The sequence below is a fragment of the Mesorhizobium sp. M7A.F.Ca.US.010.02.1.1 genome, assembly GCF_004023085.1.
In the GTDB taxonomy this organism is placed as follows: domain Bacteria; phylum Pseudomonadota; class Alphaproteobacteria; order Rhizobiales; family Rhizobiaceae; genus Mesorhizobium.
Window position 1 is genome coordinate 24,342 of the sequence record NZ_RZRV01000013.1, and the last position, 22,780, is coordinate 47,121.

Consider the following 22,780-nt stretch of genomic DNA (forward strand, 5'->3'; position numbering starts at 1 on the left):
GTCTGGTGAAATCAATGCCGCCGGCCGAAGATCTGCGCAACCGACAACAGCACGACCGAGAGCACGATCAGGCAGGTCGAGATGGCGGCGATCGTCGGGTCGATCTGGTCGCGCAGCGCGTTGAACATGCGGCGTGTCAATGTCGTGGTCTCGCCGCCCGATATGAACAGCGAAACCACCACTTCGTCGAAAGAGGTGATGAAGGCAAACAGCGCGCCCGAAACGATCGAGAAGCGGATCTGCGGCATCGTCACCTGCCAGAAGGCGGCGACGCGGCCGGCGCCAAGGCTGCGCGCCACCCGCTCCTGGTTCATGTCGTAGGAGCGCAATCCCGACAGCACCGTCAGCACCACCAGCGGCAAGGCCTGCACCGTATGCGCGATGACCAGCCCGGTCAGCGTGTTGTTGAGCCCGATGCGGGCATAGAGGAAGAAGGTGCCGATGCCGATCAGGATCACCGGAACGATCAGCGACGCCGTCAGCAGCGCGTTGATGGTGCCGTTGAGGCGCAGCGTGCCCCTGTTGATGGCATAGGCTGCAGCGGTGCCGAGCGGTGTCGCGACGAGCACGGTCATAACAGCCACCTTGACCGAGACGATCGTGGCGTCGCGCCATTCCAGTGAGCCAAAATAGGTCTGGTACCAGCGCAGCGACCATTGCTGCGGCGGGAATTGCAGCAGCGTCGAATCCGAAAACGACATGATGACGATGATGATCGACGGCGCGATCAGGAACAACAGCACGAGGCCGCCGAGGCCGTAGAGCCACAGACGTTGCCGGTGCGAGATCGGCAGGCCGACGTCTTCGCTCATCGTGAACTCCACACACCTGTGGCGCGCGCGCCGAGCAGCCACTGGAACAGTCCGAGAAGCGCCAGCGTGACCACCAGCAGCACCACGCCAAGCGCCGCCCCCGCACCCCAGTTGGAATAGAGGCTGGTGGTCTGTTCCATGCGCATCGCCCACATGATCACCTTGCCGCCGCCCATCAGCGCAGGCGTGACGAAGAAGCCCAGGCACAGCACGAAGACGATGACCACGCCCGAGGCGAGGCCGGGCAGCGACAGCGGAAAGAAGATCTGCCGGAAGGTAGCGGCCGGGCCGGCACCGAGATTCATGCCGGCGCGCAGGCAGTCGGTGTCGATTGTCTTCATCGAGGCGTAAAGCGGCAGCACCAGGAACGGCAGCAGGATATGCGTCATGCCGATGACGACGCCCGAAAAATTGTTGGCGAGCGACAGCGGCTGGCTGATCACGCCGAGGTCGATCAGCCAGCTGTTGATCAGGCCCTTGCGCTGCAGGATCACCAGCCAGGCATAGGTGCGCACCAGAACCGATGTCCAGAACGGCAGGATGACGAAGATCAGGCAGATCGACGCCGCCCGGCGCGGCAGCTGCGACAGCATGTAAGCCAGGGGATAGCCAAGCAGAACACAGGCGCCGGTGACGATGAAGGCGACCTTGAAGGTGGTGATGAAGGTCTTGATGTAGGAGGCCTGTTCGAAGAAGCGCGCATAATTGGCGGGACTGAAGGCGCCGGCTTCGTCGAACAGCGACAGCCAGAACAGCCAGCCGATGGGCACGATGATGATGGCGAAGACCAGCAACAGGCTCGGCGACAGCAGCGCCAGCAACCGCAACGACTCGCGCCGAGCGTCCATATGCAGCGCCTGCGTGTTCAGATCCGGGCCCGAGCGGCCGGCTTTCTCCTGCATGAGGGCGGTCTGCGCGCTCATCAGTCTGCCGCCACCAGGATCGTGTCCTGCGCATCGAGACCGAATGAGACTGGCTGGCCGGGTGCGGGCATTTTCGCCAGCACATCGCTGCGGCAATAGTCGCGCAAAGTCAGCTGCCGGCCGTCGCGCAGCACCGCATAGCAGACGAAGCTGTCGCCCTGATAGATGATGTCGCTGACTTTCGCCTCGAGCACGTTGATGCCGCTTGTCGGTTTGGCGTTTGCCAAGAGCCGCAGCTTTTCCGGCCGCACCACCATCAGGTGCTGGCCTGCCGCCGGCACGGGTGCCGCGGTGTGGATTCTCCGGTCCTCATACCAGACGGAGCCGTTGCGGCACTCGACCGGAATGAAATTCGATTCGCCGATGAAGCCGGCTACAAATTGCGTCCGCGGCGTGGCGTAGAGGGTTTCGGGCTTGTCGAGCTGTTCGATGCGCCCGCCATTCATCACCGCGATGCGGTCCGACATGGTGATGGCTTCGCGCTGGTCATGCGTGACATAGACCGTGGTCATGCCAAGCCGGCGATGCAGGGCGCGCAGTTCGATCTGCATATGCTCGCGCAGGCCCTTGTCCAATGCCGACAGGGGCTCATCCATCAGCACGATGCGCGGTTCGAAGACGATGGCGCGCGCCAGCGCCACGCGCTGGCGCTGGCCGCCGGAGAGCTGGTCGACCCGGCGCTCGCCCAGCCCCTGCAATTTCACCAGATCGAGCGCCTTTTCGACACGCTCGGCCGTCTCGGCGGCGGCAACGCCGCGCTGCTTCAGCGGAAAGGCGATGTTGTGAAAGACGTTCATATGCGGAAACAGCGCGTAGTTCTGAAACACCATGCCGATGTTGCGCTTGTGCGGCGGCGTGGTGATGATCTCGTCGCCGCCGACCCTGATCGAGCCGGCATTGGCCCGCACAAAGCCGGCCAGGATCATCAGCAGCGTCGTCTTGCCGGAACCGGAAGGCCCCAGCAGCGTCAGGAATTCACCAGCCTCAACGTCGAGGTTGAGGTCGCGCAGCACAGGCACGCTGCCAAATCGTTTCTCGATCCCGCGCATGCCGATCGGCAACGCGGATGGCGCAATGGACAAGATTTTTCTCTCCCAGGGGCTGAGGCGGCGAAAGCAGGGCGAGGCGTCGCCCTGCCGTGGTTTGGGTTGCGGCCGCAGCCTATTGCTGGATCAGATTGTTGAACTTTTCCGTCGCCTCGACCAGATTGTCGCGCCAGAACTCGGCATCCTGCAACACCTGCTTCTTGACGTTTTCGGGCGCCGAATTGATGTCCTTGATCCTGTCCTGCGGGATCTTGCCGGTCTCGAAAGCCTTCTCGTTGACCGGGCCATTATCGACATAGAGCGGCAGATTGGCCTGCAATTGCGGGCTGACGAACATCGCCAGCGCCTTCATCGCGGCTTCCTTGTTCTTGGAGCCCTTGGGGATGACCATGCAGTCGGCGGTCAGCACGCCCTGGTCGAAGGAGAAGCTGACCGGCGCGCCTTCCTTCTTTAAGGTGCCGGCACGGCCGTTCCAGATGCTCGCCATGTCGACTTCGCCGTCCTTCACCAACTGCATGGCCTGCGCGCCGGAGGTCCACCAGGCGTCGATATGGCCACGGATCTTGTCGACGGATTTCAACGCGCCGTCGATATCGACCGGATAGACCTTGTCGATCGGAATGCCTTCGGCCAGTGCCGCGACGCTCAGCGTTTCGGTCGCCTGGCTGCCGCTCAGCGCGCGCCGTCCCGGAAACTTTTCCACGTTCCAGAAGTCGGCCCAGGTCTGCGGGCCTTTGTCGCCGAACACATCGGTCCGGTAGATCAGCACGACGGATGTGTAGGAAATGCCGACCCAGTCGTCATGGACAAGCTTCGGGTTGATGCCGCTCTTGTCGATGATGCCGTAGTCGAGCTTCTCGAACAGCCCTTCCTTCGAGCCGCGCGCACATTCGTCGGCGCCAAGTTCGGTGATGTCCCACTTCACCGCATTGCCGGTCACCTGCAGCCGGACGTCGTCGAGGCCGTTGGTGGTGTCTTCCTTGATGGTGATGCCGAGCGCGTCGGCGGTCGGCTTGAAAAACGCCTTGGTCTGCGCCTCCTGGTAGGTGCCGCCCCATGAGGCGACGGTGATGGTGTCGCCCGCCATGGCGGGGGCTGCGAACGAAGCCATGAGGCCCGCCATCGCAACGATACTAACGCTTCTGGTCCTGTTCATTTTTCGGCTCTCCAACCGGTGTTCCCATTATTTTTGATTTGGCATGCTGTTTTGTATACAATTTTGAGTGTAGCTTAGCGATCGATGTTGTCAACACCGCCGGCGCGCTCGAAATTACGCTTTGTGCTGGACCAGGTTGGCGAGGAACGGCGTCGCCGGGGGCGTGGCAAATTATGCCGACTGCGGCTACAGCTATGCGTGTTCCGGCTGAAAGGCCGGAGAAGTGGGAAGGGAAGCTTGGCCAAGGAAACCAAAAATACGTTGCGCGACTCGGTCTACTCCGCGCTCAAGGCGATGATCGTGACCGGCCAGATTCCGCCGGGCTCGCGCGTCACCGAAAACGACATCGCGGCGAAGCTGACTGTCAGCCGCACCCCGGTGCGCGAGGCCTTCAACCGTCTCGAGCGCGACGGGCTGGTCACCGGCCGGCCGCGCCAGGGCTATGTCGTCACCGAGTTCGACATCAACATGTTCCGCGAGGCCTTCGAGATACGCGAGCTGCTCGACGGCCACGCGACGGAACTGGCGGCAGCGGCGGCGACGGACCAGGACAAGGCACGGCTGCGCGCCATGCTGGCCGAATGCGAGCGGCTGGCCGCCATTCCGGAGCGCACCAACAGGGAAAAATTCCAGGAGCTTGAGGTCGGCATTGACCTGCACCGCGTCATCGCCGAAATCAGCGGCAATGTGATGCTGCACGGCATGCTGTGCGGCATCCTCGACAAGTGCCAGCACTATGTCTGGACCGAACTTTTGTGGCTGGACGAATGGAAGATCGCCCGCGACGAGCATGCCGAAATCGTCGATGCCATCTGCGCTGGCGACGCCGCCAGAGCCGGCACGCTGGCACGCGCCCATGTGCGCGGCTCGCGCGACAATGTGCTGCGCCTGCTGCAGGCCAAGTCGGACTATCGGAATTTCCTGGCCAAGGCGTCGTGAACGGGCTGATGGCCTGAAGTCGCTCAATGAACCGGTTGCGCTAAGACAAGGCGCCTGCCCGCGTCCTGCGGGCTGCCTCAGTCGCCGGGCTCGGGCGACACGTCCTTCAAGAAACCGTAGTTTCCTCGGTATTTTTGAAATTGATTTCACAAGCTAATGCGCCGTCAGCATAGCGAGCAGCGCGACGAAATATCCCGCACAAAGCAGGATGTAAGCTAACTGGATAAGGGTCATGATTTGGTCCTTCGCTTTTGGAGGACCCCTTTCATATGCGCAGATAGTTGTCGGTCAACCATCATTTTCTCAAGTGGGGCAGCAGAGGAACCAGTCCTGCGGTCCCAAGGCTAAAACTTGGAGGATAATCAACCTCGTGAGATACTGGTAGCGGACGGTTCCTCAACGAGCCGCACCAACTGTTTGCGGAATATTAAGCAACAACCACGATTGCAACCGGCCACGCAATCGAACCGATCACGTTGGCACCAATCGTCAGATAGTTGATCAAGCGGCCCGGCTCGGGCGCTGGCGGAGGATCGGGCGGGCTGCCGAAGTGAAGCTCAAACATTATGTCTCTCTCACTTCTTTAGAAGGGCCTGGGCACCATCCATAAGGAACACTCCGAAGCCGATCGAAAATATCAACATCGCGATCGAAAGCACTACGATGAGTAGCTTCATGCGAACCACGCTATTCGCGACGAGGTACTTCTCGCCGATATATTTGGCCATTATCTGATTGAGAAATACCAGCATTTTGGCTGCCAGAAGCCCGAAGACAATTGCACAAAAAAGGAAAATAACATTGAAAGGGACAGGCGTTTCCTGTCCCTTTTTGATGAAATAAAGAGTGACAAACAGAACGAACGACATGCGGACAATCATTCCGATAAAATCGGACAAACGTTTTCCGTCGTCAAAAGCTGAAGCAAAGCGCACTTCAGGGTTTTTAGCTTTGTCGGTATTCTGATTGTCGTCCATCAATGTCCCACCCGTATCCCCACTACGGCGAGAATATACGAGACAGCGAGCATTGCGTAAGCGATTTGCAGAAGGGTCATAAGCGGCGTCCTTGTTGACGCCTGCTCTATAACGCTATGCAGACCGTGTTGCGTTTTACGGTGAGAAGCTCGTGTTATTCAACGACAAGCGGCGGGATTGATGCGCCGTACGCATAACGACAAGCGCCGGGAATTACCGCGTACACAAGCTGGTCATTTGTGCAATCAATGCCCGGAACAATGAACGATAATGGCCGCAGGCAAACGCAATCAATTGCGGATAGCTAAATGGGAATGATTGGTCGAATTACCGGTTACCATAACGGTTACAAAGTTGACAAACGTAGGCAGTGTGCGTAATGCACAAACACGAAAGCGCCATTGGTTTCCCAACAGCGCTCTCGCTTAGATCAGACCGGTTTTGGAGACCGAGTAGTCATACCGGCGGGAGCTGCGAACTCCCGTCGCCTTTTTCAGGAGCCTGGCGCGGTGGCGCTTCGGTTCCGTTCCGCGTTGCTGTGGACACACCGCGAAGGCAGAGTGCGGTCTAGCAGCATTTTGTGACGCTGCCAATGTCACTTTTCCGACTTTTTCTACTTGTCCAGCACTCCCTGTATCGGCGTGACGGCTGGGAGATCCAGGCCGGTTAAGCGTGCATCTATAGGGTACAAGAAGAAGGCCCCAGCGTTTTGCTCGCCGAGCCCCCGAAGCCGCTGAGGGGAGCGCTTGCGGTCTCTGCACGGCATCCTCGATAAATGCCAGCACTATGTCTGGACGGAACTGCTCTGGCTGGACGAATGGAAGATCGCCCGCGATGAGCACGCCGAAATCGTCGACGCATCTGCGCCGGCGACGCCAGCCGAGCCGGCACGCTGGCGCGCGCCCATGTGCGCGGATCGCGAGACAACGTGCTGCGCCTGCTGCAGGCCAAGTCGGACTATCGGAATTTCCTGGCCAAGGCGTCGTGAGGGGCGTTGGCAGCGCGGACGAGGCGTGCCCGCCGACTGACCCTAATGACAACTGCCGGCAGGGCCTTAGCCCTTGCGCTCCTGAAGGCTGTTGCCGCCATCGATCACCAGCAGGACGCCGTTGACATAGTTGGCGCCTTCCGATGCCAGGAACACCACAGCTGCGGCATCCAGCCGCCCGGCCCGCGAGCGGGGATGCGATTTCTTCATTGCTGGACCGCGAACAACAAGTATTCAGGGACGAAGCACTTTTTCTTGTAGGCGGGCGGTATCAATGATTTATCTGGATTGGGGTTTGGATTTTTAGGGGCGAAATGAAGATGGCACCTCAAGCTGTCGCTAGTGAATTGCAGTGGTGGATAGCCCTGATTGGTATTATCGTGCCACTAACCACGTTGTCAGGGACGGCTGCTTATGTAGTCCGGCTGTTTCAGGACGCTGGAAACAAGCGGCGAGGCCAATTTTTCGAACTTATGCAGTACATCGACAGTCCCACTCCTATTGCGAGTAAGATGGCTGCCGTTTACCAACTCCGCCAATTCCCTGAGCATAGGGATTTCGTGATCCGATTTTGCGAGAGCCAGCGCGGCAACATCGCCGGAGCCCCAACGTCCGTCGGTCCTCTGCAGGCCGAAATGGACGGCACACGAGACTTCATGCGGACCGTATGATCCCCAACGAGCCTTGGCGACAAGTGCCGACGCTGTTCAAAGCGAAAGCGGGCGGGGGTGGGGAGAGATGACTATGTTTGCAGGTTGGGACAGTCAAGATTGGTTCGGTTTTGCGGCGGTGCTGGCAATAATCGCTGCTTCGTTGGCCTCTATCTGGGCGTCATGGATCACCGCGAGGCGAGCTGGGCGACAGAAAATAGCTGAGGCCCGATTGAGATGGAGTGATCGATACAAGGACTTGGTATTGGACCTCGATGCCAAGCTTAGTGAACTCGACAGGCTGATCGATCGGCCGCGCTACAACATCACTCGCAGACGGCTGCGTTTGGGAATCCGTCGCATTGCTACGGAAATGCTTTTCATGACCAACCCTGACAGCGTAGACGCCGCGGCCCAAGACGAATACGCGATGGAGCGCGACCTTCTTGACCGACTTGCCTACTTGGGAATGTCGCTAGACATGAACTTCGTCCGCAAGCATCGGCTGGTGATGAAGCACAACTGGCGGCAGGCTAAATCTGAGTTTTGATTGCCTTCTTGCCAAGTCGCGAATGGCCTTCGCGGGACAAAGCGCGCCCCACACGGCGGCAACAGCCTTCAGCCCTTGCGCTCCTGAAGGCTGTTGCCGCCATCGACCACCAGCAGGGCGCCATTGACATAGCTGGCACCTTCCGAGGCCAGGAACACCACCGCTGCAGCCACCTCGTCGGGCCGCCCGGCTCGTGCCGGCGGCGTATGCAGGGCGGCTTGCCGCTCCATCTCGCTCGACGACCCCGTTTCGATCCAGCCTGGAGCCACGGCATTGGCCGTGATGCCGCTTTTCGCCACTTCGAGCGCCAGCGTGCGCGTCAGGCCGACCATGCCGGCCTTGGCGGCGGAATAGGCTGATGTGCCTTCGAAAGACACCAGCGGCCCGGTGACCGACGCCACATTGACGATGCGCCCGTAGCCCGCTTCGACCATCGCCGGCAGGAACGCACGGGTGACCAGAAACGCGGTCTTCAGGCTGACGTCGATCCCCCGGTCCCAGTCGGCCTCGGTCATGGCGAGGAACGCCTTGTCGACCGATGGCGACGCCAGCGAGCCCATGCCGGCATTGTTGACCAGGATATCGACCGCACCGACATCAGCCCGCAGCCGCGCGACATCAGCAGCGATGGTGAGATCGGCGACCACGGCTTTGGCATCGATGCCTTCGCGGCAAAGCGCGGCGGCGCGATCGAGCACACGCCCACTGGCACCCGTGAGGAAAACGGCATGGCCGGCATGGCCAAGCTGCCGGGCAATGGCAAAGCCGATCCCGTCGGCCGCACCAGCCCCGGTGATTAGTGCGCGCTTTATGGTGTTCTTGGTCAAATCCGGCTCCGCCTCTCGCCTATTGGTTTTAGAACAATGGAAGGCCGAACATCGAGCCCTCTTGAAGAGCTTCGTCAGCAGCGCGCTGCTGGGAAGGATCAATCCAGCCACTGACCAGACTTGGCTTGGGCCAGCATAGCGACGGCATCCACTATTCGGCGGCGTTGGGCTACCGCAAGCCCGATCGCCCGTTTTTTGAAGAACTAACCGCCCTTTCACGATTTCCGGCTGAGCAATTGCTGCAGTCGATGGTTCTGCCGCAAAACCGCGTCAAGCGTTGCGCGAAGTGGAAGCCTTATGCGATTGTCCGCACGACACCGCCGTCGACACGCAAGGACGTGCCTGTTGTCCCCGACGCCTGCTCCGAGCAGACGTAGACGACCAGGTTCGCGACCTCTTCAGTTGTCGTGAAGCGATTGAGGAGTGTTGTCGGGCGCAACGTCTTCAGGAACTGCTGCTCGGCTTCCTCTTGCGTAATGCCCTGCGCCTCCGCGGTCGCCTTCATCCAACCGCTCATGATCTCCGAATTCGTTGGACCAGGGAGGACCGAATTGACGGTGACCCCCGTTCCGCCGACCGCCTCGGCCAGTCCCCTCGCGATGGCGAGCTGAGCGGTCTTGGTCATGGCGTAATCGATCATGTCCTTGGGGATTGCGAGCGCGGACTCGCTGCTGATGAAGACGACACGCCCCCAGCCGCGCTTCGCCATGCCCGACGCATAGTGGCGGGAAGCGCGGACGCCGCTCATGACGTTGAGCTCGAAGAGGTCAATCCACTCCTTATCGGCAATATCGAAGAACGGCTTCGCGCGCCCCGTGCCCACATTGTTCACGAGAATGTCCGCATCCGGCGCCCGCGCGAACAACTCGGCCGCGCCTTCCGGGGTGGCAAGATCGGCGACGACACCGACGAATTCGCCTTTCGGGAAAAGGGCGCGCAACTCGCGAAGCGTTGCGGCGACCCTGTCCTCGCGGCGACCGTTGATGACGACCGAGGCGCCCGCACGCGCCAACCCTTCGGCAATGGCTCGGCCAATGCCCGCCGTAGACCCAGTAACAACCGCCTTGCGTCCGGTACTATCGATATTCATGGCACATTCCCTTTCAAGCGTTGGTAGACGCCTCATTTAGGTCATGTGAAAAACATTGATAATAACGCATATCTCCATAAGATTGATGCCTAAGGAGAATAGAATGGACCGATTTCACGAGTTGAGTGCCTTTATCGCGGTGGTCGAATCGGGCGGCTTTTCGGCTGCTGCGCGTCGGACCGGCGAGTCACAGCCCGCTGTCAGCAAGGCAATCGCCGCGCTCGAGAAACGCCTCGGCGTGGCGCTGTTCAATCGAAGCACCCGCAGCGTGACCCTGACGGATCAGGGGCAGCGATACTATGACCGGACGAAGCCGCTCGTTGATGAAATCGACGATGCCGATAGCGAACTCACGAGCAGCACGCAGACTGTTTCGGGCCTCATCAGGATCAGCGCGGCCTCCACATTTGGCCGCCTGCATATCCTGCCGCTGATACCCGAGTTGTTGTCGCTTTATCCCGGCCTTCAGGTGGATCTCGTTCTTTCGGATTTCGTGCGAGACATGGTGGAAGATCGGATCGACCTGGCGATCAGGGTGGGGCCTGTCGAAGACTCAGACGCGGTTGTCCGCCGGGTGGCGGTCACGCCCCTCGTTTGCGTCGGGTCCCGTCGCTATTTCGAGAAGCATGGGATGCCGAAGACCCCCTCAGACCTGAGTGAGCACAATTGCCTTCTATACGGTGGCCTGACGGAATTGGCGAAATGGCCCTTTGCAGGCCCACACGGACGGTTCAGCGTGTCCGTTCGCGGCAACTTATCGTCCAACAGCGTCGAAATGATCCGGGCTGGGGTTCTAGCCGGCGTCGGAATTGGCCTCTTCGCCAAGGTCTCGCTCGCCGATGAGCTCAATCATCCTGATGTGATCACGATACTCGACGATTTTCTCGACGACGTCAGAGACATCAGCCTCGTCTGGCCGAAGCGTCGGTTCGTGCCGGCACGCGTGCGCCGCGCGACCGACTTCTTTGCAGCAGCCGTCCCGCAGCGTCTCTAGCTCAGGCCGAAGTAACGCCGATCACCATCGGTGGTGCTGGACGCCTAGCTAGGTACCGCAACGCCCTGTCGCCGCAACTTCCGCTTAGGGCCAAAGGGAGGCTTCGCCTGCTGCGCGAACAGTGCAAAGCTGTTGGTTGACGCTTTCCAAGCAGCCTTCACAACCGCACCTGGCCGGCAATCGACACGCTACGACCATTGCTCAAGCCTCCTCGTTTTTCCACTCAGGCTGACGCGTGGTGTTCGCAGCAGTGTACCGTAGTGGTGGGGTATTTGGCGCGCCCGAAGAGATTCGAACTCCTGACCCCCAGATTCGTAGTCTGGTGCTCTATCCAGCTGAGCTACGGGCGCGCATCAGGCCGTGTTTTGAACGGCCCCGCGATCCGATCCTGAGGACCGGCCGCGACGAGACGTGTTCCCTAGCGACTGAATTTCGGAAAAGCAAGCCGCTCCGGTAAAAGTTTTGTCACAAGTGCCTTGGCTGGCGATGACGGCCCGGATTCCGGCGTCTGGAAACGGTCCGAAGCCGAGGCCGGTTTCCTCCTCGTTAGGAAGAAGCATCTGCCCAGAGAGGCACGAGCATAGGGCAGACAGTGCTTAAAGGATCACGCCGGGCGGCGCAGGCCGTTGCGGGCCTGGTCGAGCCGGACCGGCTGGTCGGGGATGGTGACCGCGAATATGGTGCGCCCGCCAATGCTCTCGACCAGTTCCACCGTGCCGCCATGCGCCCGGATCAGTTCGTGCGCGATCGCCAGGCCAAGGCCGGTGCCGCCGCTGCGCGCCGAGCCGCGAAAGGCCGCGAACAGGTTTTCGCGCGCTTTCGGCGGCAGGCCGGGGCCGGTGTCGCTGACGGCGATGCGGCTGACGCTGCCCAGGCGCACGGCCGACACCGCCAGGCGGCGCACCAGGGCGTTTTCGCTGTCTGCCGCCATCGCCTGCACCGAGTTGCGGCACAGATTGGTGAGCACGCGGAACAGCTGATCGGAATCGGCGTCCACCTCGAAGGCCGGCTCGACGGAATTCACGAACTCGATGCCCTGCTCGATGTCGAGCAGGCCTTGCACGTCCTCGACCAGCTGGCGCAGCCTCAAGCGTCGGCGCGCCGGCGGCGGCTCCTGGGTGCGGCCATAGGCCAGCACGCCTTCGGAATAGGACACGGCACGGTCGAGCGCGCGCAGCAGTTTCGGTGCGAAGGCCTGCACGGTCGGGTCCTTGACCTGGCGCAGGCGGTCCGACATCAGCTGCGCCGAAGCCAGGATGTTGCGCATGTCATGGTTGATCTTGGAGACGGCAAGGCCGAGGTCGGCAAGGTGCTTCTGCTCGGAGAGCATTTTTTGCAGCCGCTCCTGCATCTGCGACAGCTCGCGCTCGGCGACGCCGATCTCGTCGGCGCGGGCGGCCGGATGGATGACACGCCCCGGATCGTCAGGGGCTTCGGAGAAGGACAGCATCGAGCGCGTCATCGTCCGGATCGGCCCGATCATGATCAGGTCGATGGCGGCATAGACCAGCATGGCGGTGAACAGCGAGATCAGCAGCGAGACGAAGGCGACGTTGCGCGAATAGCGCAGCATCGCATTGCGCAGGCTGTTGTCCGGCATGATCAGCTCGAACTCCTTGTCGGACTCGCCGACCGGGCCGAAGACGCGCAGCATCCGGTCGCCGCCGAAAAACAGCGTGTCGAGCGCGCCGGTCATGCCCTTGATCATGCCGATCGAAGCGATATCGATGTGTTCGTCGACCTTCGGCGGCATTTCGGCCACCACCAGCAGCCGCGAGACGCCGCCGTCGCGCACCGCGATCGCCTTGGCGCCGATCGCCATCAGCACGTCGTTCTGGGCCGTGCGCGACAGCGAGGTGGATTCACCTTGCACCAGCACGATCGACACCGCCGCCGCCGTGCTCAGCCGCTCCTTCAGCCAGTTCAGCCGGTAGCTGGCGATCCAGGGCAGGAAGATCAGCACTTCGGCCAACAGCACGAAGACGATGGTCAGCAGCAGCAGCTTGGTCGATAGGCCGCGCGACAGCGGAACCGTGCGCACGGTGGCTGGCGCCTCGGTGGGCCCCGCCGTGCCGATCCCTTCCTGTGCCTGTACGGTTTCGCTCATGCGGCTAATGTCTTCACGATCACTTGATCAACGCAGATTAGGCGATTACGGCTTTCTTGCCAATTTCATCCTTGGTCGCAAACATAAACCGGCCTGAACGGAGCCGGATTGCGCCCGACGACTCCGGATTGACTTCCAAAAGCCTTCTTTCTATAAGCCCGCACACGCTCGGGCCATTCGTCCCGGCGCGGTTTCGATCGCGCCAAAGCCGGCCCGGCAAAGCTCCTGTTACACAGTGACAGAATCAAGAAGGGCCGCACCCCGCGGTATTAAAACAAATGAAGCGTACCTACCAACCGTCTAAACTCGTCCGCAAACGTCGGCACGGCTTCCGTGCCCGCATGGCCACCAAGGGTGGTCGCGGCGTCGTCGCAGCTCGCCGCAACCGCGGTCGCAAGCGGCTCAGCGCCTGAACGGAAGACGAGATCGTTGCCCGCATCCGGCAAGCCAGTGGGACCAAATCCCAAGCGGCTTCTGAAGCGCGCGGAATTCCTGGCTGTCCGTCGTGGTGAAAAGCGACGCGGGCGGCTTTTTCTCGTTGAAGTCCTCGACCGCGGCGACGGCCTGTCGCCGCGCGTCGGCTACACCGTCACCAAGAAGGTCGGCAATGCGGTTGTCCGCAACCGTGTCCGGCGGCGGCTGCGAGAAGCCGTCCGCACGCATGCTGCAAGTGACATGGCGCCTGGCAATGACTATGTCATCGTCGGGCGCGAAGACGTGCTTACCACTCCGTTCGGCCAGTTGAAGGCCGAACTCTCCCGCCGACTGCGCGGAACACGATAGGCCAAGGGCTTTCGATGGAAAACAACCGGAACTTCTTCATCACCATCGCGCTGTCGGTGCTGATCCTGGCGGTATGGCAATATTTTTACGTGTTGCCGCGCAGCGAAGCGCAGCGCGAGGCAGCCCGCGTCGAACAGCAGCGCGTCGAGGAGCAGAAGAAGGCCGCCGGCACCAAGCCCGGTACCGACACCGGAACGCCCGCCGCCCCTGGCGCCATTCCCAACGCACCGGGAACAGACGCCGTGACGCCGGCCGGCCGCGAACAGGCACTCGCCACGACCACCCGCGCCAGGATCGACACGCCGAGCCTCGAGGGTTCGATCAACCTGACCGGCGCCCGTCTCGACGACCTCAAGCTCAAGCACTACACCGAGACGGTCGACAAGAACTCGCCCGAGATCAGCCTGCTCAACCCGGCAGCACTCCCCAATGGCTACTATGCCGAGATCGGCTTCGTCGGCAACGACAAGACCGGCGCGGTGCCCGGTCCCGAGACTGTGTGGGCCGTCGACGGCAATGCGACGCTGACGCCGACGACCCCGGTCACGCTGACCTATTCGAACGACAAGGGCCTGACCTTCAAGCGCACCTTTTCCGTCGACACCAACTACATGTTCACGGTGTCCGACACGGTGCAGAATACGGGCACGGCCGCCGTCTCGCTGTCCAATTACGGCCGTGTCACCCGCTTCGACAAGCCGCTCGTTGCCAGCACCTATGTGCTGCATGAGGGCCTGATCGGCTTCACCGGCACCGAAGGCCTGCAGGAGCACAAATACGCGTCCATCGAGAAGGACAAGCAGTTCACGCCGGGCAAGTCGACCGACGGGTGGCTCGGCATCACCGACAAATACTGGGCGGTGACGCTGGTGCCGACGGAGAAGCAGCCGTTCCAGCCGCGCTACGCCTATTTCGAGGACGGCCGCCATCGCTACCAGTCCGACTTCCTGACCGACCCGATCACCGTCGATGCCGGCCAGTCGGCGACGGTGGAGAGCGAAATCTTCGCCGGCGCCAAGGAAGTCGGCAAGATCAACGCCTATGCGGAAGACCGTCATATCAAGCGGTTCGATCTCCTGATCGACTGGGGCTGGTTCCACTTCATCACCAAGCCGATGTTCTGGCTGATCGACACGCTCTACAAATTCTTCGGCAATTTCGGCCTGGCCATCCTCGCCACCACCGTCATCGTCAAGGCCATCTTCTATCCGCTCGCCAACAAGTCCTACGCGTCGATGGCGAACATGAAGAAGGTGCAGCCGAAAATGCTCGAGATCCGCGAGAAATACGCGGACGATAAGATGAAGCAGCAGCAGGCGATGATGGAGCTGTACAAGACCGAGAAGATCAACCCGCTTGCCGGCTGCTGGCCGGTGGCGCTGCAGATCCCGGTCTTCTTCTCGCTCTACAAGGTGCTCTACATCACCATCGAGATGCGGCACGCGCCGTTCTTCGGCTGGATCCAGGATCTGGCCGCACCCGACCCGACGTCGCTGTTCAACCTGTTCGGCCTGATCCCGGTCACCCTGCCGCACATGCTGATGATCGGCGTCTGGCCGCTGATCATGGGCGTCACCATGTTCCTGCAGATGCGCATGAACCCGACGCCGCCGGACCCGACGCAGGCGGCGATCTTCACCTGGATGCCTGTCATCTTCACCTTCATGATGGCGGGTTTCCCGGCCGGCCTGGTCATCTACTGGGCCTGGAACAACACGCTGTCGATCCTCCAGCAGGGCATCATCATGAAGCGCCAGGGCGCCAAGATCGAGCTGTGGGACAATCTGGTCGCACTGTTTCGAAAGAAACCATCACCGGCCGAATAGAAGGCGCAGCGCTTTCTCCAGCCTTCAAAGCCCCGCCTCGCGCGGGGCTTTTTCCGTTTAAGCAACTCCGGGATCACGTTCCCGTGATCGGCGAAACTTGCGCCTCGCCGGGGGCGTGACTGCCTGTGCGTTTCCAAAGGCTATCAATTCCGATCAGCCCTCACCCGGAGGAAGACCACATGCGCTTGCCGTCATTCAGGACCATCGCCCTTTCCGCGCTCATCGCCGGCGTGGCGATTGCCGCGCCCGCCTACGCCAAAAACCCGAATGTCGGCGGCGCACCGATGTACACCACCAAGAACATCGTCGAGAACGCCGTCAATTCGAAGGACCACACGACGCTGGTCGCCGCCGTCAAGGCCGCCGGCCTGGTCGACACGCTGCAGGGCGCTGGCCCGTTCACAGTCTTTGCCCCGACCAATGCAGCGTTTGCGAAATTGCCCAAGGGCACCGTCGACACGCTGCTGAAGCCGGAGAACAAGGACAAGCTCACCAAGGTGCTGACCGCGCATGTCGTGGCCGGCAAGATTTCGGGCGCCGAAATGATGAAGAAGGCCAGGGCGATGGGCGGCAAGTACGAGATGAAAACCGTCTCCGGTGACACGCTGACCGCCGAAGTCAAGAAGGGCAAGCTCTACATCATGGATGAGTCAGGCGGCGAGGCGCGGGTGACGATCGCCGACGTCAACCAGTCGAACGGCGTCATCCATGTCGTCAACAAGGTGCTGTTGCCGAAGTAACGGCTTTCGGCAAAGGGGATCAAGGCAGGTCCGTTGGGGCTTTCTCGGCCTGCCGTCCCACCTCATGACGAGGTGCCATGTTTCTTGGGAAGTCGTATCGGCATCGGCCTGGGTCCTGTAGTCCCTCACAGGACCCCGTTTTCTTTTTGGCTGTTGCTTGTCCTGCCAGATGAGCCTCGACCGTCGTCACTCCATCACGGCGCTGTGGTCAATCTTGGCCGGAGTCGCCGGCTTGCGCAGCAACAGAACCAGCGGAATGGCGGCAAGCGACAGGATCATCATCAGCTTGAAGTCGTTCATGTAGCTGATGATGGTCGCCTGCAGCGTCACCACGCCGTCGAGCGCGGCACGGCCGGCGGCGCTGTAAGGGTTCATCGCCTGGAAGATCGCCGGATTGCCGAACGCCTGGTTGTAGGGCGTCACATAGGTGGCGATGTTGGCGTGGTTGATCTGCACGTTCTGCGTCAAAAGCGCGGTGACCACCGAGATGCCGACGCTGGAGCCGATGTTGCGCGACAGATTGTAAAGACCTGTGCCTTCCGCGCGCCGCTCCGGCGCCAGCGTGGCGAAGGTGATGGTGGTCAGCGGCACGAACAGGAAGCCGAGCCCCGCTCCCTGGATGAAGCCGGTGCTGATGATCGCCCACTGCGAAACATCAGGCGTCCAGCCGGTCATGTCGTACATCGCCCAGGCGGTGACCAGCAGGCCGGTCAGCAGCAGCCAGCGCGTGTCCACCTTGCCGATCAGCCTGCCGACCAGGAACATGCAAGCCATGGTCCCAAGCCCGCGCGGCCCCATGACGATGCCGGCCGTCACCACCGGATAGCCCATCAGCGTCTGCAGATAGGGCGTCATCAGGGCCAGCGAGGCCAGATAGGTAATGCCGATGATGAAGATGAAGACCATGCCGACGGCGAAATTCCTGTCGAGGAACAGCCGGGGGTTCACGAAGGTGTTTTTCGCGGTGAAGGTGTGGACGAGGAAGATGTAGAAGGCCGACGCGCAGATCAGTGCCTCGACGATGATTTCGGACGACGAGAACCAGTTGAGCTGCTCGCCGCGATCGAGAAACATCTGCAGCGATGCGATGGTGACGCTGAGCATGCCGAAGCCCAGCCAGTCCAGCCTCGCCTTGAGGTCCGTCTTGGTTTCCTGGACGAACATCGACACGCCGGCGAAGGCCAGGGCGCCGATCGGGACGTTGATGTAGAACACCCAGCGCCAGCTGACATTCTCGGTCAGCCAGCCGCCGATGACCGGCCCGAGCACCGGCCCGACCATCACCGAAACGCCGAACAGCGCCATCGCCGAGCCGCGCTCCTCGACGCTGTAGATGTCGAGCAGGATGCTCTGCGCCAGCGGCACCAGGGCGGCACCGAACAGGCCTTGCAGCAGGCGGAAGCCGACGATCTGCGGCAGCGACTGCGCGAAGCCGCACAGCACCGACGCGACGACGAAGCCGGTGATGGATATCAGCAGGATGCGCTTGCGGCCGAAACGATTGGCAAGGTAGCCTGAAGGCGGAGTCATGACGGCGGCCGCCACGATGTAGGACGTCAGCACCCAGTTTATCTGGTCGGCGCTCGCCGAAACGCTGCCCTGGATATAGGGCAGCGCCACATTGGCGATAGTCGTGTCCAGCGCCTGCATGATCACGGCCAGGATCACGCAGGCGGTGATGGCGCCGCGATTGGCGACCACGCCACCTGTCGCGGACGCGCCGGTCATGACTTTTGTCCGAACCGGCCGAGGAGGTCCGTCACGAAGTCCGGCAGGCCGCGCGCATGGCCGGTATCGATGCCGACCACGACGCTCATCCCGCCACGCAACGGCGGCTTGCCCTGGAGATCGTCCAACGTCACGCGCATCGGAATGCGTTGTACGACCTTGACCCAGTTGCCGGTGGTGTTCTGCGCCGGAAGCAAGGAGAAGCTCGACGACGACGCCGGGCTGATCGAGGCGACCGTACCGTGCCAGACGGCACCCGGGTAGCTGTCGACGCTGATCGTCGCCGTCTGTCCCGGCCGCACATAGGTCAGTTCGGTTTCCTTCGGCTCCGCCGCGATCCACAGATCGGTCGCCGAAATCAGGCTGAAGGCCGGCTGCGAAGCCGGCAGGTACTTGCCGACCTGAAGCGCGTCGACATTGGTGACGATGCCGTCGAACGGCGCCTTGACGATGGAATCGGCAAGGTTGCGCTGGGCGTCGTCGACCGCCGATTGCGCCTGAAGGTAGAACGGATTCTTCTCCACCGGCTGGCTGGCGTCGCCGCCAAGCTGGGCAAGCGTCGCCTGTGCCTGCGCTTGGGCAACGGACACTTTCTGGCGGGCGGCGACGAGGTCGTGTTGGGCGCTGTCGAAGGTCGCCTTGGAGGAGGTGGAGGTCTTGAGCAGATCCTGCTGGCGCTGGAAAGCGGCCTCGTAGTAGGGGATGTCGGCCTGCGCCTGCTCGATCAGCGCCTGCGACTGCAGGTAACTCGCCTGCAGGGTCAGCACCTGGTTGCGCACCGTGCCGAGCTGCGCCTGGGCGGCGGCAAGAGCGGTTTCGAAAGAGGCCGGCCGCAGCCGGAAAAGCACCTGGTCCTTCTTCACCGCCTCGTTCTCGTGCACATCGATCTCGGACACAGTGCCGGAGACATCGGTGGAAACGCCGAGCGACTGCGCCTGGATGTAGGCATTGTCGGTCGTCATGACCTGGCCGCCGATGACGTAGTAATAGCCGCCGACGACCAGCGCGACCGGAAGCAGGGCAAACAGGATCGGCCGTGCTCGGCCGCGCTTGGGCTTGACCGGCGCCGGAGGCGCCACCGCAACCCCGGCCTGGCGTGGCTCCTTGGACGGAGCCTCGAGCGCCGCCGGCTCCAGGGCGACCGGTGCTTCGAGCTCGTCATTGTCGATGACGGTGCCGGCTCGCCTTTGCTCGCGTTCGCTGTCCAGTCGGATGACCTGGTCGCGCGCCCGGTCGGCGGCGGATCCGTCTTCTTCGACAGGCTTCTTTGGTGAGGTTGATTCAGCCATGTGTTTTCTCCCGGTCGGCGGCAGGCTGGGCGCAAGCCGCGAGCAGATTGGATTTGATGAGGGATAGGGTTTGCAGCAGATGCAGTTGCGCATCCGCGGAAAGGCCGACGAAGGCCTCGTCACGCGTCTTCTGCCCATTGCTGCGCATGATTTCGATAAGCGGATGGGCTTGCGGCTTCAGGTAAAGCAGCCATGCCAGGCGGTCGGCGGGATTGGGCCGGCGCTCGATGAAGCCACGTGCTTCCATCTTGTCGAGCAGCCGGGCGAGCGTGATCGGCGTGATCTCGATAAGGTCCGCCAATTTGTTCTGGTGCATGCCTTCATGCACGCTGAGATAGGCCAGCACCTGCCACTGGGCGCGGGTCAGCCCCGATGCCCGCGACCTCTGCTCGAACCGCTTTCGAAGCAGGCGCGCGACATCGTGCAGCACGAAGCTGATGTTGGGTGACGATGGCATGGGAGGTACTGGAGTTTCGGCGCAACTTTTAGTGAGCATGCTTATTATCATCATGCACATAATCCCGCTGGACGCGGTGCGCAAGACGGACTAAGCCCGCCTGGAAAAAATGACGCATGGGCTGCGACGCCACAAAAAGGCTCCGGTAGCAGGCTGTTGCCGCGCAGGGATGAGACGATGAATTGGCTGAAGATCTTGACCGTATCGGCCATCGCGGGATGGCCGGGCATTGCGTTCGCAAAGGACGCCGTCAGCTGCGGTGGCGCCGCCATGCTGGGTGGCGCGCAATTGAACTGCAGCCACGTCGAACCCCAGGCGCCGCCTCAGTTTTGCACCTATAGCTGGGCTCTCCACATGCCGACCGGAGACCAGAAAATCGTCGAAGGCAGCTTCATGCTGCCGCCCGGCGCGGCGAACGTCACCGTCTATCAGGGCAGCGGTTTCGACAGCGCGCTGTCCGATCCGATCGTGATCTGCCGCGGCAGCAAATGAGCAAGACCGTCAAGGAAAGCTCGCTCGTCGCCCGATTGGTGCTATAGGGCGGATCACGCTATTTTGAACGGGCGCATTCGAGTTTCGGATGCGCCTGGCGGCCAATATTTTACGGACCTCGACATGGATGGACCCAACCCAGACATCAAGCACCCGATCCCGATGCACACGCGTGTCGGATTCCTCAAGGGGCTGGTGAGCGCACCGAACATCGAGATCGGCGACTTTACCTATTACGACGATCCGGACGGGCCGGACAAATTCGCCGAAAAATGCGTGCTGCACCACTATCCCTTCATTGGCGACAAGCTCGTCATCGGCAGGTTCTGCGCCATCGCCGAGGGCGCGCGCTTCATCATGAACGGCGCCAACCACGCTATGTCCGGGTTTTCGACCTATCCGTTCAATATTTTCGGCCATGGCTGGGAAAAGGGTTTTGACCCGGCGACCTGGTCCAGGGAAGTGCGCGGCGACACCATTGTCGGCAGCGATGTCTGGATCGGCATGGAGGCGGTGATCTTGCCCGGGGTGGAAATCGGCCACGGCGCCATCGTTGCCGCGAAATCGGTGGTGACTCATGACGTGCCGCCCTATGCGATCGTCGCCGGCAACGCGGCCAAGATCGTAAAGATGCGTTTCGACGACCGGACAATCAGGCGGCTGCTGGCGGTGGCGTGGTGGGACTGGCCGGTGGACAAGGTCAGCCGCAACCTCGATGCTATCCGGGGTGCCAATATTTCTCTTCTGGAGGCAGCAGCTTGAACGCTCTGAACAGCAGCATAATCGGCACCGAACTGTTTACGCGAGGATGGATCTTCATTCGCGGCGTTCCGGCCATGAAGTTCCTGCCGCCGGAAGGGCCGCCGGAAATCGCCTTTGCCGGCCGCTCGAATGTCGGCAAGTCGTCGCTGATCAACGCACTTGTCAACCAGAAGGGGCTGGCGCGCACTTCCAACACGCCGGGGCGCACGCAGGAACTCAACTATTTCGTGCCGGACGGATTTTCGGGTGAGGGCGCCGACCTGCCGCCCTTGGCGCTGGTCGACATGCCCGGCTATGGCTATGCCACCGCGCCGAAGGAAAAGGTCGACGAGTGGACCAAGCTGGTCTTCGACTATCTCAAGGGCCGCGTCACGCTGAAGCGTGTCTATGTGCTGATCGACGCCCGCCACGGCATCAAGGCCAAGGACGATGAAGTGCTGTCGCTGCTCGACAAGGCGGCGGTGTCCTACCAGATCGTCCTGACCAAGACCGACAAGATCAAGACTGCCGGCGTGCCGAGGCTGATCGAGGAGACGCTGGCAAAGATCAAGAAGCGGCCGGCGGCGTTCCCGTTCGTGCTGGCGACGTCTTCGGAAAAAGGCGAGGGCCTTCAGGAATTGCAGGCGGCCATCGTGCTTGCCGCCAATGGCGGCTAAGCTATGTCGATATTCAGGTGATGCCGGCCTGCAAACGACGGCTTTCTGCGCTTCCGGTGCTCACGGACCCGAATGTCCGCTCCGCTCCGGTTCTCGAAAGCCACCGTTTTCGGCTCGGCCTGACCTGAATCTCAACACACCTTAGAACTGGGTTAAGGCTTGGCCTCGATAGCAATCGTCTGATGGCCTTCTTCCGCCACAAGCCTTTCGGTGCCGTATGCCCTGAGGAACATGCTGACGCCTGACCTGACGATGTGATCGATCTCGTCCTGGGTCGGGGCTTTCGTGCGGTAGGCGAAGATGCACTGGCGGAACAGACCGGCCAGGCACAGTTCGGTGAACTGATAGGCGGCAAGATCGACATCGTCGATGCGCAGCAGGTCGCGCTCGATGGCGGCATTGAGAAAGGCCGCGACCTTGTCGTGGCCACGCTTGGGACCGCGCTCGTAAAAACGCGCGCCCATGTCGGGTATCCGGTCGGATGCCCCGATCACCGTGCGCTGTGCCTGGATGACCTTGGCCGACGTGATCTTGAGGGCCAGCACCTTGCCGAACTTCACCAGCGTCTCGCGCAGGTTGTCGGCGTTGTCCAGCACGTCATACATGTTCTTGAAGATGGTGCCGCGCTCTTCCTCGATCAGCGCCTCGAACAGCTCCTCCTTGTTGGCGAAGTAGACGTAGATCGTACCCTTGGAGACACCGGCCTCGCGGGTGATGTCGTTCATCGAGGCGGCTTCGAAGCCCTTGTCGATGAAGACACGACGGGCGCCGTCGATGATCTGGCTGCGCTTGACCGGATCCTGCCCCGCGGCCGGGCGGCCACGGCGCAAGCTTTCCAACAGGTCGTCGCACGACTCGTTTTCGACATTGGGCGGGGTCTCGGCCATGAAAGTCACACCTCGAAAATAATTCGAACCAAGCGGTTCGATTGCCCTTGATATGGTCCTCTTTACGCGCTATGTCAACGGCCGGATCGAACCGAACGGTT

The 22,780-nt window shown here is 61.5% G+C and carries 24 protein-coding genes and 1 tRNA gene; 10 read left to right on the forward strand and 15 right to left on the reverse strand.

Annotation, left to right across the window (positions count from 1 at the left end; all coding sequences use genetic code 11):
• Positions 1–11 precede the first annotated feature (11 nt).
• The 4 genes from EOA19_RS16005 to EOA19_RS16020 all read right to left on the reverse strand — a co-directional run bounded on the left by EOA19_RS16005 (position 12) and on the right by EOA19_RS16020 (position 3,937).
• The gene (locus tag EOA19_RS16005) at positions 12–812 is read right to left on the reverse strand and encodes an ABC transporter permease (RefSeq protein ID WP_128304157.1); all 801 of its coding nucleotides are present in this window, start codon (positions 810–812) and stop codon (positions 12–14) included.
• Positions 809–1,735 carry an ABC transporter permease gene (locus tag EOA19_RS16010; RefSeq protein WP_128304158.1) on the reverse strand — a complete coding sequence of 309 codons (927 nt, stop codon included), beginning with the start codon at positions 1,733–1,735 and terminating at the stop codon, positions 809–811. Before EOA19_RS16010 ends, EOA19_RS16005 begins: the two co-directional genes overlap by 4 nt.
• Positions 1,735–2,817, reverse strand: coding sequence for an ABC transporter ATP-binding protein (locus EOA19_RS16015; RefSeq protein ID WP_128304159.1), 1,083 nt, complete (start codon positions 2,815–2,817; stop codon positions 1,735–1,737). Before EOA19_RS16015 ends, EOA19_RS16010 begins: the two co-directional genes overlap by 1 nt.
• 79 nt (positions 2,818–2,896) lie before the next feature.
• Positions 2,897–3,937, reverse strand: coding sequence for an ABC transporter substrate-binding protein (locus EOA19_RS16020; RefSeq protein WP_128304160.1), 1,041 nt, complete (start codon positions 3,935–3,937; stop codon positions 2,897–2,899).
• 237 nt (positions 3,938–4,174) lie between these two features.
• On the opposite strand from EOA19_RS16020, the gene EOA19_RS16025 reads away from it, so the two are divergent.
• On the forward strand, positions 4,175–4,876 hold the full coding sequence (locus tag EOA19_RS16025; protein ID WP_128304161.1) for a GntR family transcriptional regulator: 702 nt from the start codon (positions 4,175–4,177) through the stop codon (positions 4,874–4,876).
• 427 nt (positions 4,877–5,303) lie between these two features.
• Here EOA19_RS16025 and EOA19_RS35280 read toward each other — a convergent pair whose 3' ends face one another.
• From EOA19_RS35280 to EOA19_RS16040, 3 genes are all read right to left on the reverse strand, one after another.
• A complete protein-coding gene (locus tag EOA19_RS35280; RefSeq protein ID WP_164892940.1) occupies positions 5,304–5,441 on the reverse strand; it encodes a hypothetical protein in 138 nt (45 codons plus the stop codon).
• Positions 5,442–5,451: 10 nt separating this feature from the next.
• Positions 5,452–5,853 (reverse strand): hypothetical protein, encoded by a 402-nt coding sequence (locus EOA19_RS16030; RefSeq protein ID WP_128304162.1) that lies wholly within the window; start codon positions 5,851–5,853, stop codon positions 5,452–5,454.
• Positions 5,854–6,907: 1,054 nt separating this feature from the next.
• Positions 6,908–7,051, reverse strand: coding sequence for a hypothetical protein (locus EOA19_RS16040; RefSeq protein WP_245486188.1), 144 nt, complete (start codon positions 7,049–7,051; stop codon positions 6,908–6,910).
• Between the two features lie 534 nt (positions 7,052–7,585).
• Here EOA19_RS16040 and EOA19_RS16045 point away from each other — a divergent pair.
• Complete coding sequence (locus EOA19_RS16045; RefSeq protein ID WP_128304163.1) at positions 7,586–8,041, forward strand: hypothetical protein; 456 nt, start codon at positions 7,586–7,588, stop codon at positions 8,039–8,041.
• Between the two features lie 68 nt (positions 8,042–8,109).
• On the opposite strand, the gene EOA19_RS16050 is transcribed toward EOA19_RS16045, so the two are convergent.
• On the reverse strand, positions 8,110–8,868 hold the full coding sequence (locus EOA19_RS16050; protein WP_128304164.1) for an SDR family NAD(P)-dependent oxidoreductase: 759 nt from the start codon (positions 8,866–8,868) through the stop codon (positions 8,110–8,112).
• Between the two features lie 295 nt (positions 8,869–9,163).
• Entirely contained in the window at positions 9,164–9,958 is a 795-nt protein-coding gene (locus EOA19_RS16055) for an SDR family oxidoreductase (protein WP_128304165.1), read from the reverse strand.
• A 103-nt stretch (positions 9,959–10,061) separates the two neighbouring features.
• Here EOA19_RS16055 and EOA19_RS16060 point away from each other — a divergent pair, with 103 nt between their 5' ends.
• Positions 10,062–10,952, forward strand: a complete 891-nt coding sequence (locus tag EOA19_RS16060; protein ID WP_128304166.1) for a LysR family transcriptional regulator — start codon at positions 10,062–10,064, stop codon at positions 10,950–10,952.
• 273 nt (positions 10,953–11,225) lie between these two features.
• On the opposite strand, the gene EOA19_RS16065 is transcribed toward EOA19_RS16060, so the two are convergent.
• Both EOA19_RS16065 and EOA19_RS16070 read right to left on the reverse strand, forming a co-directional pair.
• Positions 11,226–11,302 (reverse strand) — tRNA-Arg (locus EOA19_RS16065).
• Positions 11,303–11,556: 254 nt separating this feature from the next.
• Positions 11,557–13,059, reverse strand: a complete 1,503-nt coding sequence (locus EOA19_RS16070; RefSeq protein WP_128304167.1) for a HAMP domain-containing sensor histidine kinase — start codon at positions 13,057–13,059, stop codon at positions 11,557–11,559.
• Between the two features lie 278 nt (positions 13,060–13,337).
• On the opposite strand from EOA19_RS16070, the gene rpmH reads away from it, so the two are divergent.
• The 4 genes from rpmH (at position 13,338) to EOA19_RS16095 (ending at position 16,408) form a co-directional block, all read left to right on the forward strand.
• A complete protein-coding gene (gene rpmH / locus EOA19_RS16080; RefSeq protein WP_008833937.1) occupies positions 13,338–13,472 on the forward strand; it encodes a 50S ribosomal protein L34 in 135 nt (44 codons plus the stop codon).
• A 16-nt stretch (positions 13,473–13,488) separates the two neighbouring features.
• On the forward strand, positions 13,489–13,842 hold the full coding sequence (gene rnpA / locus EOA19_RS16085) for a ribonuclease P protein component (RefSeq protein WP_013528505.1): 354 nt from the start codon (positions 13,489–13,491) through the stop codon (positions 13,840–13,842).
• A 14-nt stretch (positions 13,843–13,856) separates the two neighbouring features.
• Positions 13,857–15,668, forward strand: a complete 1,812-nt coding sequence (yidC, locus tag EOA19_RS16090; protein WP_128304168.1) for a membrane protein insertase YidC — start codon at positions 13,857–13,859, stop codon at positions 15,666–15,668.
• A 179-nt stretch (positions 15,669–15,847) separates the two neighbouring features.
• A complete protein-coding gene (locus tag EOA19_RS16095; protein WP_128304169.1) occupies positions 15,848–16,408 on the forward strand; it encodes a fasciclin domain-containing protein in 561 nt (186 codons plus the stop codon).
• Between the two features lie 186 nt (positions 16,409–16,594).
• Here EOA19_RS16095 and EOA19_RS16100 read toward each other — a convergent pair whose 3' ends face one another.
• Genes EOA19_RS16100 through EOA19_RS16110 form a run of 3 tightly spaced genes read right to left on the reverse strand, consistent with a single transcriptional unit; the run spans position 16,595 to position 19,882 of the window.
• On the reverse strand, positions 16,595–18,136 hold the full coding sequence (locus EOA19_RS16100; protein WP_128304170.1) for a DHA2 family efflux MFS transporter permease subunit: 1,542 nt from the start codon (positions 18,134–18,136) through the stop codon (positions 16,595–16,597).
• Positions 18,133–19,425 carry an HlyD family secretion protein gene (locus EOA19_RS16105; RefSeq protein WP_128304171.1) on the reverse strand — a complete coding sequence of 431 codons (1,293 nt, stop codon included), beginning with the start codon at positions 19,423–19,425 and terminating at the stop codon, positions 18,133–18,135. Before EOA19_RS16105 ends, EOA19_RS16100 begins: the two co-directional genes overlap by 4 nt.
• Positions 19,418–19,882 (reverse strand): MarR family winged helix-turn-helix transcriptional regulator, encoded by a 465-nt coding sequence (locus tag EOA19_RS16110; protein ID WP_128304172.1) that lies wholly within the window; start codon positions 19,880–19,882, stop codon positions 19,418–19,420. Before EOA19_RS16110 ends, EOA19_RS16105 begins: the two co-directional genes overlap by 8 nt.
• 177 nt (positions 19,883–20,059) lie before the next feature.
• On the opposite strand from EOA19_RS16110, the gene EOA19_RS16115 reads away from it, so the two are divergent.
• The 3 genes from EOA19_RS16115 (at position 20,060) to yihA (ending at position 21,792) form a co-directional block, all read left to right on the forward strand.
• Positions 20,060–20,374, forward strand: a complete 315-nt coding sequence (locus EOA19_RS16115) for a hypothetical protein (protein WP_128304173.1) — start codon at positions 20,060–20,062, stop codon at positions 20,372–20,374.
• A gap of 123 nt (positions 20,375–20,497) precedes the next feature.
• The gene (locus EOA19_RS16120; RefSeq protein WP_128304174.1) at positions 20,498–21,136 is read left to right on the forward strand and encodes a CatB-related O-acetyltransferase; all 639 of its coding nucleotides are present in this window, start codon (positions 20,498–20,500) and stop codon (positions 21,134–21,136) included.
• Complete coding sequence (gene yihA, locus EOA19_RS16125; RefSeq protein ID WP_128304175.1) at positions 21,133–21,792, forward strand: ribosome biogenesis GTP-binding protein YihA/YsxC; 660 nt, start codon at positions 21,133–21,135, stop codon at positions 21,790–21,792. The genes EOA19_RS16120 and yihA overlap by 4 nt, the downstream gene beginning before the upstream one ends.
• A 152-nt stretch (positions 21,793–21,944) precedes the next feature.
• Here yihA and EOA19_RS16130 read toward each other — a convergent pair whose 3' ends face one another.
• Entirely contained in the window at positions 21,945–22,679 is a 735-nt protein-coding gene (locus EOA19_RS16130; RefSeq protein WP_023810783.1) for a TetR/AcrR family transcriptional regulator, read from the reverse strand.
• Positions 22,680–22,780: the final 101 nt, after the last annotated feature.

Bases quoted from the DNA above. Each gene is read 5' to 3' on its own strand.
- EOA19_RS16100 (WP_128304170.1), bottom strand. From the start codon at position 18,136: ATGACCGGCGCGTCCGCGACAGGTGGCGTGGTCGCCAATCGCGGCGCC.
- yidC (WP_128304168.1), top strand. From the start codon at position 13,857: ATGGAAAACAACCGGAACTTCTTCATCACCATCGCGCTGTCGGTGCTG.
- EOA19_RS16095 (WP_128304169.1), top strand. From the start codon at position 15,848: ATGCGCTTGCCGTCATTCAGGACCATCGCCCTTTCCGCGCTCATCGCC.
- rpmH (WP_008833937.1), top strand. From the start codon at position 13,338: ATGAAGCGTACCTACCAACCGTCTAAACTCGTCCGCAAACGTCGGCAC.
- EOA19_RS16105 (WP_128304171.1), bottom strand. From the start codon at position 19,425: ATGGCTGAATCAACCTCACCAAAGAAGCCTGTCGAAGAAGACGGATCC.
- EOA19_RS16005 (WP_128304157.1), bottom strand. From the start codon at position 812: ATGAGCGAAGACGTCGGCCTGCCGATCTCGCACCGGCAACGTCTGTGG.
- EOA19_RS16030 (WP_128304162.1), bottom strand. From the start codon at position 5,853: ATGGACGACAATCAGAATACCGACAAAGCTAAAAACCCTGAAGTGCGC.
- EOA19_RS35280 (WP_164892940.1), bottom strand. From the start codon at position 5,441: ATGTTTGAGCTTCACTTCGGCAGCCCGCCCGATCCTCCGCCAGCGCCC.
- EOA19_RS16020 (WP_128304160.1), bottom strand. From the start codon at position 3,937: ATGAACAGGACCAGAAGCGTTAGTATCGTTGCGATGGCGGGCCTCATG.
- EOA19_RS16060 (WP_128304166.1), top strand. From the start codon at position 10,062: ATGGACCGATTTCACGAGTTGAGTGCCTTTATCGCGGTGGTCGAATCG.
- EOA19_RS16045 (WP_128304163.1), top strand. From the start codon at position 7,586: ATGTTTGCAGGTTGGGACAGTCAAGATTGGTTCGGTTTTGCGGCGGTG.
- EOA19_RS16055 (WP_128304165.1), bottom strand. From the start codon at position 9,958: ATGAATATCGATAGTACCGGACGCAAGGCGGTTGTTACTGGGTCTACG.
- EOA19_RS16130 (WP_023810783.1), bottom strand. From the start codon at position 22,679: ATGGCCGAGACCCCGCCCAATGTCGAAAACGAGTCGTGCGACGACCTG.
- EOA19_RS16120 (WP_128304174.1), top strand. From the start codon at position 20,498: ATGGATGGACCCAACCCAGACATCAAGCACCCGATCCCGATGCACACG.
- EOA19_RS16010 (WP_128304158.1), bottom strand. From the start codon at position 1,735: ATGAGCGCGCAGACCGCCCTCATGCAGGAGAAAGCCGGCCGCTCGGGC.
- EOA19_RS16110 (WP_128304172.1), bottom strand. From the start codon at position 19,882: ATGCCATCGTCACCCAACATCAGCTTCGTGCTGCACGATGTCGCGCGC.
- EOA19_RS16115 (WP_128304173.1), top strand. From the start codon at position 20,060: ATGAATTGGCTGAAGATCTTGACCGTATCGGCCATCGCGGGATGGCCG.
- EOA19_RS16070 (WP_128304167.1), bottom strand. From the start codon at position 13,059: ATGAGCGAAACCGTACAGGCACAGGAAGGGATCGGCACGGCGGGGCCC.
- EOA19_RS16040 (WP_245486188.1), bottom strand. From the start codon at position 7,051: ATGAAGAAATCGCATCCCCGCTCGCGGGCCGGGCGGCTGGATGCCGCA.